12 protein-coding genes are annotated in these 12,956 nt (G+C 30.6%); all 12 read left to right on the forward strand.

The genetic code is table 11. The annotated features are described in order from the left end of the window. Nucleotides 1-12: 12 nt before the first annotated feature. The 12 genes from tpiA to QN326_RS01600 all read left to right on the forward strand — a co-directional run bounded on the left by tpiA (nucleotide 13) and on the right by QN326_RS01600 (nucleotide 12,909). The gene (tpiA, locus tag QN326_RS01545; RefSeq protein WP_034172104.1) at nucleotides 13-837 is read left to right on the forward strand and encodes a triose-phosphate isomerase; all 825 of its coding nucleotides are present in this window, start codon (nucleotides 13-15) and stop codon (nucleotides 835-837) included. A gap of 178 nt (nucleotides 838-1,015) precedes the next feature. Next, on the forward strand, nucleotides 1,016-1,813 hold the full coding sequence (locus tag QN326_RS01550) for an HAD-IIB family hydrolase (RefSeq protein WP_011160546.1): 798 nt from the start codon (nucleotides 1,016-1,018) through the stop codon (nucleotides 1,811-1,813). A 261-nt stretch (nucleotides 1,814-2,074) separates the two neighbouring features. After that, nucleotides 2,075-2,941, forward strand: a complete 867-nt coding sequence (fba, locus tag QN326_RS01555; protein ID WP_342386738.1) for a class II fructose-1,6-bisphosphate aldolase — start codon at nucleotides 2,075-2,077, stop codon at nucleotides 2,939-2,941. Between the two features lie 106 nt (nucleotides 2,942-3,047). Beyond that, on the forward strand, nucleotides 3,048-3,380 hold the full coding sequence (locus QN326_RS01560) for a hypothetical protein (protein ID WP_342386739.1): 333 nt from the start codon (nucleotides 3,048-3,050) through the stop codon (nucleotides 3,378-3,380). Nucleotides 3,381-3,649: 269 nt separating this feature from the next. Continuing rightward, nucleotides 3,650-4,846, forward strand: coding sequence for a phosphoglycerate kinase (locus QN326_RS01565; RefSeq protein WP_342386740.1), 1,197 nt, complete (start codon nucleotides 3,650-3,652; stop codon nucleotides 4,844-4,846). 160 nt (nucleotides 4,847-5,006) lie between these two features. Then, nucleotides 5,007-6,014 carry a type I glyceraldehyde-3-phosphate dehydrogenase gene (gene gap / locus QN326_RS01570; RefSeq protein ID WP_011160550.1) on the forward strand — a complete coding sequence of 336 codons (1,008 nt, stop codon included), beginning with the start codon at nucleotides 5,007-5,009 and terminating at the stop codon, nucleotides 6,012-6,014. A 375-nt stretch (nucleotides 6,015-6,389) separates the two neighbouring features. After that, nucleotides 6,390-7,070, forward strand: coding sequence for a hypothetical protein (locus QN326_RS01575; protein ID WP_034172099.1), 681 nt, complete (start codon nucleotides 6,390-6,392; stop codon nucleotides 7,068-7,070). A gap of 624 nt (nucleotides 7,071-7,694) precedes the next feature. Then, entirely contained in the window at nucleotides 7,695-8,168 is a 474-nt protein-coding gene (locus QN326_RS01580; RefSeq protein WP_342386741.1) for a hypothetical protein, read from the forward strand. A 142-nt stretch (nucleotides 8,169-8,310) separates the two neighbouring features. After that, the gene (locus tag QN326_RS01585) at nucleotides 8,311-9,999 is read left to right on the forward strand and encodes a M3 family oligoendopeptidase (RefSeq protein WP_342386742.1); all 1,689 of its coding nucleotides are present in this window, start codon (nucleotides 8,311-8,313) and stop codon (nucleotides 9,997-9,999) included. Between the two features lie 199 nt (nucleotides 10,000-10,198). Then, nucleotides 10,199-11,014, forward strand: a complete 816-nt coding sequence (locus QN326_RS01590) for an ATP-binding cassette domain-containing protein (protein WP_342386743.1) — start codon at nucleotides 10,199-10,201, stop codon at nucleotides 11,012-11,014. Continuing rightward, nucleotides 10,990-11,850: an ATP-binding cassette domain-containing protein gene (locus QN326_RS01595; protein WP_342386744.1), complete on the forward strand. Its 861-nt coding sequence runs from the start codon at nucleotides 10,990-10,992 to the stop codon at nucleotides 11,848-11,850. Before QN326_RS01590 ends, QN326_RS01595 begins: the two co-directional genes overlap by 25 nt. A gap of 12 nt (nucleotides 11,851-11,862) precedes the next feature. Beyond that, nucleotides 11,863-12,909 (forward strand): energy-coupling factor transporter transmembrane component T, encoded by a 1,047-nt coding sequence (locus QN326_RS01600; RefSeq protein WP_249291042.1) that lies wholly within the window; start codon nucleotides 11,863-11,865, stop codon nucleotides 12,907-12,909. Nucleotides 12,910-12,956 lie beyond the last annotated feature (47 nt).

Here is a 12,956-nt window from a genome sequence, read left to right on the forward strand (position 1 = left end):
AAGGAGTAATTTATGAATTACAAACCAAGACCAAAAGTGATTGCAGGTAATTGGAAAATGTACAAATGCAAAGACGAAGCCCTGGAATTCATCCAAAAAGTAAGCTTGCAAGTTCCTGACCAAACCCAAGTCCAAACTTTAATTTTCCCCCAACTTACCTTATTAGATTCCTTAGCACAACTCCAAGGCACTAATTTACAAGTAGGGGCCCAAAATATGTTTTATGAATCCGAAGGCGCTTTTACTGGCGAAGTTTCACCACAAAATTTGCTTTCATTAGGTGTCAAGCACGTTTTATTAGGACACAGCGAAAGAAGAACTTTTTTTGGAGAAACCGATCAAACAGTTAATCTAAAACTTTTATCAGCTCTCAAACACAAATTAGTTCCTACTGTTTGTGTGGGCGAATCGCTTCTTACCAAGGAAAATAACCAAACCCAAGTTTTTTTAGACCAACAATTAACCAACATTTTTGCAGGTGTTCCAGAAGAAGCATTACAAAACATCATCATCGCTTATGAACCGGTTTGGGCAATTGGTACAGGCAAAAGTGCAACTCCCCAAGATGCTAACAAAGTCATTGAACAAATCAGAGACAAAGTCACTGCACTTTATTCTTCCCAAGCATCTTGTGCCATGAGAATTATTTACGGCGGTTCAGTGTCTGTTGCCAACATTAAAACCATTTTAGAACAACCCGCTATTGATGGCATTTTAGCAGGAAAAGCTTCCCTCCAAACTGAGGATTTTTTATTTTTTGCTCAAATAGCAAGCAAACAAGCCTTAGCTTCCACTAAAGATATTTTTCAAAAAAATGATTGTCCTTTTTGCTGTTAATTCCAATTTACAATTAGGAAAATAAGACAAACATTTAGCAAAAGTTTTTATTTTAATTTGCTACAATTAATTAATTCATCCCCTTTTTTTCTAATTTCATTTTTGCATTTTTTCTTTCATTTTTGCATTTCATCATTTTTTGTGTTTCTCAAATACGATAGGATAATAGGAGTTTCAAATGAAACAAAAAAAAGAATCTTTATTTATTTTTGATATTGATGGCACCCTTTTAAGTTCTAAATATAAAAAAATCTTTCCCCAAACAATCAAAGCCATCCAAACTTTAGCCCAAAACCCTGATAATGTTTTAGCAGTTGCCACAGGAAGAAACATTAAAAGAATAGATGTTTTAGGCAATTTGCTACCTTATTTCAAACATTTTGTCTTTTTTAACGGCGGTCTTACTAAATATTTTGATAAAGTAATTGATGATAGACCTTTTAAAAAAGAAGTAGTCAAAGAACTAATCGCAAAAGCCCATCAAGCCAAAATTCACATAGGTCTTACAGGAATGACACAAGAAATTGTACCAAGCCCACAAGACTTAATTCCGCCTTCATTAGGAGAACTTTACTGCACTAATAAAAAATCTGTAGTGGACCCTGAATTTCATCTGCACAACAATGTTTATCAAGTGTGGTTATTCGAACCCAACAAAGAAAAATTGCAAAATTTTCTTAAAGATTTGAAAGATTTGCAAGCGTATTATTGGAGAACTAATGGTGGTGTTGATTTGGTGCCTCAAAGTGTGAATAAAACTTGTGGTATTAAAAAATTAAAAGAACTTTACCCCCATCATCAATTAGTTTGTGTAGGGGACGGCTATAATGATGTTGAAATGCTTAAATTAGCTGATGTAGGCATCGGATTGGAAAACACCAATTGCCAAGAAATAAAAGATAATTGCAATCTTTTAGCTCCTCATATCGACGATGATAAATTCTATGATTTTTTAAAACTACACCATTTAGTTTAATTTTTTCTTTTGGATTTTGATTTTAAAACAGCATGAATTTTTACTTACTTTTATAATTTTTATATTTTTTTCTCTGTTTTGTGATTTTAAAACTGTTAATTTGCATTCCTTTTGACCAAAAATAATATATTTTGTTTTTTGCACTTATACTTGCAAAACTACCCAGAATCCTAAATTATTTTTTAGTCCAAAAGCCAATTAACAAACCTCATTAATTACAATTTAGATGCAAATCTAAAACCAAAGAAAGGATTAAGTTAAATGTTAACTTCCGATAAAAATGTTCTTTTAAAAGCGCATCAACAAGAATACGCTATAGCTCAAGTAAATATTAATAATTTAGAATGGACCAAAGCTGTTTTACAAACTGCCGAAGAACTAAAATCACCTGTTATTTTAGGAGTATCCGAAGGAGCTGCGAAATATATGGGAGGGCTTAAAACAGTCGTTGCAATGGTAAGAGAACTAGACGCCTTTTATAAGGTTTCTGTCCCTGTTATTTTGCATTTAGATCACGGTTCTTATGAAGGTGCTAAACAAGCAATGGAGGCAGGATTCACTTCTGTTATGTTTGATGGCAGTCATTATGATTTTGCCCAAAATTTAAGTAAAACCAAAGAAATCACCGAGATATGTCACCAAAAAGGACTTTTAATAGAAGCAGAAGTTGGGGGCATCGGCGGCGAAGAAGACGGCATTATTGGTCAAGGAGAAATTGCAGATCCTCAAGAATGCAAACAAATTGCTGATTTAGGTGTTGATATGCTTGCTGCTGGAATTGGTAATGTGCACGGTAAATATCCTGATAATTGGACAGGACTTGATTTTAGTGTTTTTGCCAAAATTAGAGAACTTACCAACAAACAAACGCCCCTAGTACTGCACGGAGGCACTGGTATTCCTGAAGACATGATTAAAAAAGCTATTTCTTTGGGAGTAGTAAAAATCAACGTCAACACTGAATTTCAATTAGTTTTTGCCCAAGCTACTAGACAATACATTGAAGAAAAAAAAGATTTAACAGACAAAGGCTTTGATCCGCGTAAGTTATTAAATCCCGGCTTTTTAGCTATTAAAGAATTAATGAGACATAAATTAGCTCTTTTTGGTTCAATCAACAAAGCTTAATTATTGAATATCAATATTTCCCAATTTTAAATCTTTCCCTTAAGAAAATATAGCTACAATTATAAAAAATTTCTTTTTTACATTTTAGAGAAGAAAGGTCCAAAATATGGCAAGTTCTAATACAAATATGAACACCAACAATACCATAGTTATTGTGTTATTAGCAATTAAAACACTTGTACCTATTGTTGTGGGTATTTTAGCCTTGCGCAGTTATTTTAAAGGCAAAAAAATTGAAACTAAACGTTGTTTTATTAAGTGGTTAATTAAAGATATTAAAATTAGGTTAACTGAATGCGATAATTTTAAACTAAAAGAACAGTTTTCTTTAAAAATTCAATTTATTGTGGAAAGAATTGATGATTTTGAAAAGCAACGGTTAATGGGAGGCAAAATGTTTTTAACTTTTGTAATAGGAGCTTTTACCAATCGCAAATAAAACCTTATAGAAGGCGAACTTGACCAATACTTAGAAGAACTAAATGCCATTAAAGACGAATTGCCAGAATCAACAATTGAAAAAATTAAAAAACATAAACGATAAAATAATACCAATATTTAAAAATTATTATTCCTCTAAACTATGGATAAAATAAATAAAATAAAACAACAAAAAAATAAAATTAACCATTCAAACAAACTATTTACTAATTTAGATAAAAATAACTTAAAAATAATTAATATTTCCTAAGTGAAAGGCATAAATGCATGACAAAATCCTTAACTAATATGAATATTACAAATAAAAAAGTTTTATTGCGAGCAGACCTAAATGTTCCTTTAGAAAACAGCGTTATCACAGATGACAACAGAATTAAGGCTATTTTACCTACTTTAAAATATTTAGTTCAGCAAAAAGCTAAAGTTATTATTTTTTCTCATTTGGGACGCGTTAAAACTGAAGCTGATAAAGCCCATTTTAGCTTGCAAGTGGTAGCTGAAAAAATTGCTTTTTATTTACAACAAAAAGTAAAGTTTGTTCCAGAAACTCAAGGCAACACCTTAAATCAAGCTGTTGGCCAGATGCTTCCAGGGGATGTTTTAGTGGTCCAAAATACTCGTTTTGAAGATGTTCCTTTCAAAAAAGAAAGTAAAAACGACCCCGAATTAGGCAAATATTGGGCATCTTTAGGTGATTTTTTTGTCAATGATGCTTTTGGTACATGCCATCGCACCCACGCTTCTAATGTAGGTATTGCAACATATATCAAAGAAAAATGCTTTGGTTTTTTGGTCGAAAAAGAAATATCTTTTCTCAAAAAAATTGTCCAAACTCCTCAAAGACCTTTGGTTGCTGTTTTGGGTGGCTCCAAAGTATCTGACAAAATTGGAGTTATTCGTAGTCTTTTGCAAAAAGTTGATGTTCTTTTGATAGGTGGAGGAATGATCTATACTTGTCTTAAAGCCAAATGTTTTAACATAGGAACTAGCTTGTTAGAAGCAGACAAAATCCCTTTAGTAAAAGAATTATTAGCTTCTCCAGAAGGCAAAAAAATCGTTTTACCTAAAGATTTTGTTTGTGGCAAAGAATTTTCGCCAACAACACAAGCAGCTGTTTATAGTTATGATAATATTTCTGATGATGTAATGGGACTTGATATCGGACCTCAAACAATTGAACTTTTCAAAACGTATTTACAAACGGCTCAAACAGTTGTTTGGAATGGTCCTGTAGGAGTGTTTGAATTTGAACAATTTTCTAAAGGAACCAAAGCTTTAGCCGAAACAATAAGCAATCTTTCGCCCAATACAACTACCATTATTGGTGGTGGCGATAGCGCTGCTGCAGTCTTTAAATTCGGTCTAGATCAAAATTTCAGCCATATTTCTACGGGTGGAGGCGCTTTTTTAGAATTTTTAGAAGGAAAACCAATGCCAGGGCTTGCATGTATGGAGAAACTGTAATCACAACTCCCCTATTTTTATTTTATTTTTTGATCATTATTATTCTTCAAATTACCAAATATTACAAACATCACAAAATAAAACAATCCACACAACCAACAAATAGATCCATCATTTACATTAAAAAAGGATAAAAAAAGAAAAAGAGGTTTAATTAATTATGAAAGTTAAAGTAGCAATTAATGGTTTTGGGCGTATCGGTAAATTAGCCTTTCGTCTTGTTTTTGGAAATCCTAAATTTGAAGTAGTAGCTATCAATGATTTAGCAACTTTAGAAACTATTTCTTATTTATTAAAATACGACAGCATTCAAAAACCTTACAAATTAGACGCTGTTAGTTTTGAAGACAACTATTTAGTAGTTGAAGGACAAAAAATTCCTGTGTTTCAAGAAAAAAATCCTCAAGATTTACCTTGGAAAAAACTAGGAGTAGATATTGTTTTAGAATGTACAGGTTTTTTTACTAGCAAAGAAAAAGCAGCTCTTCATTTAGAAGCTGGAGCTAAAAAAGTGTTAATTAGTGCTCCTGCTACTGGGGATGTAAAAACAGTTGTTTACAATGTTAATGACCAAATACTTACTAAAGAAGATGCCATTGTAAGCGGGGCTTCTTGCACTACTAACTGTTTGGCGCCCGTTGTTAAAGTCTTAAATGACAACTTCGGCATCAACCAAGCTTTTATGACTACCGTTCATAGTTACACCAGTGACCAAAGTTTAATTGATCAAAACCATCCCAAAGGCATTTGGACACGTCGCGGTAGAGCTGCAGCCTTTAATATGGTGCCAAGTTCTACTGGAGCTGCCAAAGCTATTAGTTTAGTTATTCCTGAATTAAAAGGAAAACTGGATGGTACAGCAATTAGAGTTCCTACAATTACAGGCTCTTTAGTTGACCTTACCGCAGAACTGACTCAAGAAGCTACTCCAGAAGCCATCAATGAAGCTTTCAAAAAAGCTGCTAATGGAACCCTAGCCTACGTTACAGATCCTATTGTTTCCTCAGATGTTATTGGAACAAGTTATGGTTCTTTATATGATTCTCACACTTTGCAAGTCCTCAAAGAAAAACCTAAATTTATTAAATTAATGTCTTGGTATGACAATGAAATGAGTTATGTTAGTCAATTAGTAAGATTGCTTCACAAAGTAGCAACTTTAGTTTAATCCTTTTTGAATCTATCTTTATTACAAATGAAACTCCTTAGACCATTTTTTTGAAAGTGGTCTATTTTCTTTATTCTCTCCTTTGCAACCCTTCAAAAATATTGTTATCACCTTATTATTAATTAAATTTATTATCAATATCTTTTATTAATGATTTTCTATTGGCGATCATCCCACTATTTTTTCTCCACTTTTTTCCCTTAGTTTATATTTTTATTTGCAACATTATATTATTATAAAATATTATCAAAACCAATAATTATTCCCTTGCTAAAAATACCCCCCCTTCACCTTTATTTTATTTTTTTACCCCAATTATTACTTTGCCTGATGAAAAGTAATTTTGATATTTCTTTAGAAAGAAATTAATCTCATATGCTAAAAACCAACAACAAAGAAACAAAAGTTTTTTTCTCCCCCTTGCAAAAACACATTATTGCTTCTACTTTTTTAGGATTCACAATTGTGTTAGAATTTGCTTATGATAAGTTAGGGATTGCCAAAATGGGAGCAAATATTGGCTCTTTTATTAAAGTTTCTCTCCTTCCTTTAATTTTAATTGGTTTTTTATTGGGCAAAAAACATAGCTTTCTTTTTTGTACTCTTTATGCCTTATTTCATCTATTTAAAGCTATTTTTTTAAGTGAATCCACCAATATTTTAGTTTATATGCAAGCCCAACAAATGCGACCCTTACAACAAATTGCAGTTTTACTTTTGGATTATCTTTTAGTTGATTTATCTTATAGTCTTTCTTTTGTTTTTTATACCCCTAATTTAAAATATTTTGATAATTATAAAAGCATTTTACTTAATTTATTAATAGTTTTTACCTCTGTTTTTGCTTTTAAATGTTTGGCTTCTTATTTTATTTGGTTGCCCCTTATTGCAAATAAACAAAATTATTTCCCCTTTTTAGCTCCCCTAATCAACTACCCTATTATTTGGTGTTTTTGTTATAATTTAATCCCCGTTTTTGCTACTTTTATCTTTATTTTTATTTTTTTATTTTTCTTAAATCCTAGAATTAAAACTTACCTTAACTATTATAGATAATTTTTGCCCCCCTCCTCTTTTTTCCTCAATGTTGTCAAAAAACATTTTATTAATTCAATATAAATAATAAAATTACATACACAAAGAAAAGAGAAAAACTATGCATAATAATTACTATTTCCAACTTTTAAATCAACCCTTTGTAGCTTTTGTGCCACCCCTTCTTGTCCTATTTATATTTTCCTTATTGCTATTGTGTTATCATTTTTTATTAAAAGCTAGTATGTTTGTACCCATTTTAAATAAAGGAACTACATTTGAAAAAGTTTTTAGGAGATATTTATAAATGATATTTATTAGCCTTATCAAATAAGAATTTTTTTAATTTCAGTATTATTTTACAATTTATTCCCCGTTTATTATTTCTTTTTCTTCGATGTTGTCAAAGAACATTTTATTAATTTAATATAAATAATAAAATTACACACACAAAGAAAAGAGAAAAACTATGAATAATAATTTTAATCGCAATCAAAAACTTTTAAGACAAAAATTATCCTAACTTCTTTTTTAACTTCCTTATCTATTGTTTTATCTAAAATACTACAAATTATATTCCCAGATAAAACAACATCTTTTCCAGGGTTTCATTTTATTCATATAGATGTAAATATTCTTGTCTATGTGCGTTTTTTACCTTTAATTGTAATGTCTTTTTATGTTCCTTGGCATCTTTCTTGCCTGGGTGCTTGTTTGGTTGAAACAATTGGATATTTTGTAGGATATGGTTATGAATTTTGTTATCAGTTTGAACTGATTGCTAATTTAGCTTGTGTTTTATCGTTTGGATTATTACCTGGTTTGTTGTTAAGACACCAAGATAATTTTTTAAAAATGTATTTAGTTGTTGTCCTGTTATCAGCTTTATATCAAACATTATATTGGTATGTAATGTTAAAATGGTGGTGGACAGCCGAAATAAATATTTTTTCCCAAGATATTACCATCCAACAAATTGCAACAACTATGGTAAATAAAGGGCTCTTTATTGCTTTGCCCCTTGTCTTTGTGACTTCCTTTTTTGTATTTATCCTTTTAAAAGAGCTGTTTAAAAGATTGCAATTTTTAGCAGATACTTACGAATTTTATAAGAAATAATCAAATTTATTAGTTTATAATTAAAATGTAGTTATTCGACAATAAAATATTTTTTCAAACTAACATAAATAAAATTCAACTTGCCACACCGTTGCTATTTAGATATTTTTCATAAAAATTAAAAAGATAGGATTAAACCAAAGTGAAATTTCAAGATTTTGAATATCAAAGAGTGGATATTGCTCAAAACAAACAAACTATTTTGCCTATGATAGAGGCTTTTTTGGATGCTTCCTTACCAGAACAAATTAAAATTATTAACCGTCTTAATTCATTAATGGATGAAATTAATTCCATGTTTACTTTGGCAGAAATTAGGCATAGCCTAGATGTAAAAGATACTTTTTATCAACAAGAAAAACATTTTTGTGACCAAAATGCCCCTTTGCTAACCGAATTACAACATCAATTTAGCCAAACTATGGTAAAAAGTAAACATTATGACGCCTTAGTACAAGAATTTGGGCCCCTGTTATTTGACCAAACCAAACTATTTTTAAAAACATTTGACCCTAAAATTATTCCTTATTTACAAGAAGAAAAAACTTTAACAACCAAATATCAAAAATTAATTTCTGATCCTTCTGTTGCTTTTGAAGGCAAACTTTATAATTTAAGTCAAATGGCTCCTTTTTTGGAATCGTCCCAAAGGCAAACTAGAAAAAATGCCCAATTAGCTGTTTCGCAATTTTTTGCTAAAAATGAGCAAGAATATGACCTTATTTATGACCAATTAGTCCAAACACGAACCAAGATGGCTCAAATATTGGGATATTCCAATTTCGTTGCCTTAGGTTATGATCTTTTAGGACGCACTGATTACGATGCTAACCAAATTGCAGATTATCGCACCAACATTTTAAAATATGTTTTGCCGTTTTATACCATGACTCAAAAACGTAAATCCAAACGTTTAGGTATTGCTAAATTGGAAAGTTATGACAAAAGTTTTAATTTTTCAAGTGGCAATCCCAAACCTCAAAGAGGAGTTGATTTTCAGTTAACCCAAGCAAAAAAAATGTATCATGCAATGTCTCTCCAAACCAAATTATTTTTTGATTTTCTCTTAGAAAAAAATCTATTAGACCTAGATAGCAAACCCAACAAAACAGGCGGTGGATACTGTACTTACCTTCCTAAATATAGCGCTCCTTTTGTTTTTGCTAATTTTAATGGCACAAGTCATGATGTAGATGTTTTGACTCACGAAATAGGACACGCCTTCCAAGTTTATCAAAGTCGTCATTTAATTCCTGAGTATCGTTGGCCTACTTTTGAAGCAGCTGAAATTAGTTCTATGGGAATGGAATTTTTAGCTTATCCGTGGGTAAAAGATTTTTTTGCCCAAGATGTAGACAAATATCAATTTCTACATTTAATCCAATCCCTTAATTTCTTACTTTATGGTGCTTTAGTGGATCATTTTCAACATGAAGTTTATCAAAATCCTCAAATGACTCCTGCTCAAAGAAAAGAGTGTTGGCGTAATTTGGAAAAAAAATATTTGTTGTTAGAAACTTATGAAGGCGATCCTTTTTTAGAAAAAGGTACTTTTTGGTTCCGTCAAAGCCACATTTTTTCTACTCCTTTTTACTACATTGACTATACTTTAGCCCAAGTTTGTGCTTTAGAAATTTGGCTTTTAAGCAAGCAAGATTATTCCAATACTTGGCAAAAGTACTTAAAATTATGTCAATTAGGCGGTTCACAAACTTTTTTAAACCTTTTAAAAACTACAGGACTTACTAATCCTTTTGAACCTAATCACTTAAAAAACATTGTTTCTTTTGTAACTTGTTATTTGCAAAAAATTGATGATACTAAATTTTAATTACACCATTTTATAACAATTTTTCACTCCTTCCACAAAAACTCAATCTTATTTTATATCTTATATTACGATTTGCGATTCGTTGCAAAAGTGGTTTTGCCTTTTTCAAACTAACCTCCCCTCGAAATAAACCAACTACCTCAAAAATGCCCCATCAAAACTACCAAACAAACAAAGAAAGAAAGAAAAATTTAAAGTTATGATATCTATTCAAAATTTAACTTTTTATTACGGTTGTAATCCTATTCTCAAAGACCTTAATTTAACCATTCAAAATAATTCTTGGGTTTCTATTGTTGGTCATAATGGCTCGGGAAAATCTACTTTAGCCAAAATTTTAGTAGGGCTGCTTTCTTGTACCAAAGGACAAATTTTAATTGACAATATCGTTTTAAATGAAAAAAATTTGCCCCTTTTGCGACCTAAAATAGGTATGGTTTTCCAAAATCCTGATTATCAGTTTACAGGACTTACTGTAAGAGAAGATATTGCGTTTGGATTGGAAAATTATAATGTTTGTAGAGAAGAAATTATAGCCAAAGTTTGGCAATATGCCAAAATGGTAAAAATAGATGATTTATTGGACACAAACGTGAATCAACTTTCAGGGGGACAAAAACAACGTGTAGCAATTGCCTCCATTTTAGCGATGGAGCCCGAAATTATTATCTTTGATGAAGTAACTTCTTTTTTAGATCCTCAAGGCGCTTTGGAAGTGCAAAAAATTATTCAAAACATTAAAAATAAAATTTTGATTACCATTACTCATGATTTAGAGTTTGCTGCCAAAAGTGATGAAATTATTGTTCTTGATCAAGGAAAATTAATTACCCAAACCCCACCCCAAAACTTTTTTCAAGACCCTTTATTTTTGCAACAATATAAATTGAAACCTCCTTTATCATTAGAGCTTTACTATGAAATTTTAAAAGACAGCACCACTAAAAACATTAAAAATAATCAAATGTTAGAAAATTTAAAGGATATTTTATGGCAATACAATTTGAAAAAGTAAACTTTTATTATAATAACCAACCCCACCCCCCCCAAAAAACTACTGCCACTTTATCTGACATTAATTTAAAAATCAATTCTCAAAATGAATTTATTGCTTTAGTGGGGAAAACCGGTTCAGGCAAATCGACCTTAGTGCAATTAATGAATGCTTTGCTTACCACAAATATAGGAAAAGTAACAGTTTGTGGCACTACCATAACTTCTAAAACAAAAAAAGAACTCTTAGTGCCCTTGCGCCAAAAAGTAGGTTTAGTTTTCCAATTCCCTGAATATCAATTATTTGAAATAACTGTTTTAAAAGATGTAATGTTTGGTGCTGAAGTTTTTTTAAATAACAAACAACAAGCCCAAAAGCAAGCTTTCAAAACTTTAGAACAAATCAACATTCCTCCCGCTTTACATCAAAAATCTCCCTTTCAAATTAGTGACGGACAGCAAAGAAAAGTCGCTATTGCAGGTATTTTAGCCATGCAGCCTGATATTTTAATCCTTGATGAACCTACACGTGGTCTTGATTTGGAAAGTAGCTCTGATATTATGGATTTTTTACAAATTTTGCATCAAACATTTCACAAAAATATTATCATTATTACTCATGATATGAATTTGGTTGCCCAATATGCAAAACGTGTTTTGGTTTTGTCTCAAGGAAAATTGCTTTTTGATGGCACAAAAGAAACTTTTTTTGAACACCCCCGATTTGAGCAATTTAACTTAGATATTCCTGATACTTTTAAAATTTTAAAACATTTAAATCAAACTTTAGGAATCCCCTTTCAAGCACACTATTGTTTTAGCACCCTTGCCCAATATTTAAAAGAATTTTATTGTTAAAAGGTATTATTGATGAAAAATAATGATTTTACAAATAATAATTTATCCCACCCCTCTTTATCGCGTTGTTTTTTGTACCAACTCCATCCTTCTATCAAAATTCTTGCTTTTGTGTTGCTGTTAGTTTTTATTTTAAAACTGCCCATTAATGTTGAAAATATTGCTCCAAATCAAGTTTTTATTTTTGCAAACCCCAAACGCATCACTTTATTTTATCTTTTTTGTGTGGTAGCTTTAATGAGCCTTTGTTTCTTTTTTGGAGTAACTTGGAGTTATTTTTGGCAAAGAATTAAACATTTAAGATTTGTTTTTATTATTTCTTTGGTAATAAATTTAGTTCCTTCGGAAGATACTTCTTTTAATGCTTTTATGCGAGCTCAAATTCCTATTTTAAGTTATGATGCCATCCATTCTTTTTGGTTGTTTTTAATATGTATTTTATTGTATAATTTCACTAAAAAATATATTCCCTTTAAATTATCTTATTTGTTATTTTTGCTTTTGTGCGTCTTTGTTATTCCTTCGTATTTTCCTTCCAATATACAAGAAATTTTGGGTTGCAAACCTAAAAATTATATATTGCAAACGACTTCTTTTCTAAGAATTTGTTTTATTATGACAAGATTGTTTTTAATTGTGATGTTGTTTTTTTTATTCAATAAAATAACTTCTTTTATCGAAATTCAAGATGGTCTAGATATTATTTTGTCTCCTTTAAAAAAACTCAAAATTTCTACTGAAACTTTTACTTTGATGCTTTCTTTAATTTTTATGGCTAATTCTTTTTTATTGCAAGAAACCAATAAAATTTTAAAAGCTCAGACAGCAAGAGGCATGGATTTGCACAAAAAAAATATTTTTAAAAGAATTAATCATCTTTTAGCCTTATTGGTTCCTATTTTTGTGTTGGTTTTTAAAAGGTCTTTGGTAATTTCTAATGCTATGGAAGTAAGAGGTTATGTTTTGGGAGCTCCTCGCACCAAAATGATTACTTATCGTTGGAAAATGCTTGATTTTATAACCATAACTACCATTTTTGCTCTATTGTTTATCAAATAAATTCGTATTTGTAAATGCTTTTATAAAACATTTTGTTTTTCCAATAA

It is taken from the genome of Candidatus Phytoplasma asteris (genome assembly GCF_038505995.1).
Lineage (GTDB): Bacteria > Bacillota_I > Bacilli_A > Acholeplasmatales > Acholeplasmataceae > Phytoplasma > Phytoplasma asteris.

Coding starts and splice junctions, on each gene's coding strand:
- tpiA (WP_034172104.1), top strand. CDS start 13: ATGAATTACAAACCAAGACCAAAAGTGATTGCAGGTAATTGGAAAATG.
- QN326_RS01550 (WP_011160546.1), top strand. CDS start 1,016: ATGAAACAAAAAAAAGAATCTTTATTTATTTTTGATATTGATGGCACC.
- fba (WP_342386738.1), top strand. CDS start 2,075: ATGTTAACTTCCGATAAAAATGTTCTTTTAAAAGCGCATCAACAAGAA.
- QN326_RS01560 (WP_342386739.1), top strand. CDS start 3,048: ATGGCAAGTTCTAATACAAATATGAACACCAACAATACCATAGTTATT.
- QN326_RS01565 (WP_342386740.1), top strand. CDS start 3,650: ATGACAAAATCCTTAACTAATATGAATATTACAAATAAAAAAGTTTTA.
- gap (WP_011160550.1), top strand. CDS start 5,007: ATGAAAGTTAAAGTAGCAATTAATGGTTTTGGGCGTATCGGTAAATTA.
- QN326_RS01575 (WP_034172099.1), top strand. CDS start 6,390: ATGCTAAAAACCAACAACAAAGAAACAAAAGTTTTTTTCTCCCCCTTG.
- QN326_RS01590 (WP_342386743.1), top strand. CDS start 10,199: ATGATATCTATTCAAAATTTAACTTTTTATTACGGTTGTAATCCTATT.
- QN326_RS01595 (WP_342386744.1), top strand. CDS start 10,990: ATGGCAATACAATTTGAAAAAGTAAACTTTTATTATAATAACCAACCC.
- QN326_RS01600 (WP_249291042.1), top strand. CDS start 11,863: ATGAAAAATAATGATTTTACAAATAATAATTTATCCCACCCCTCTTTA.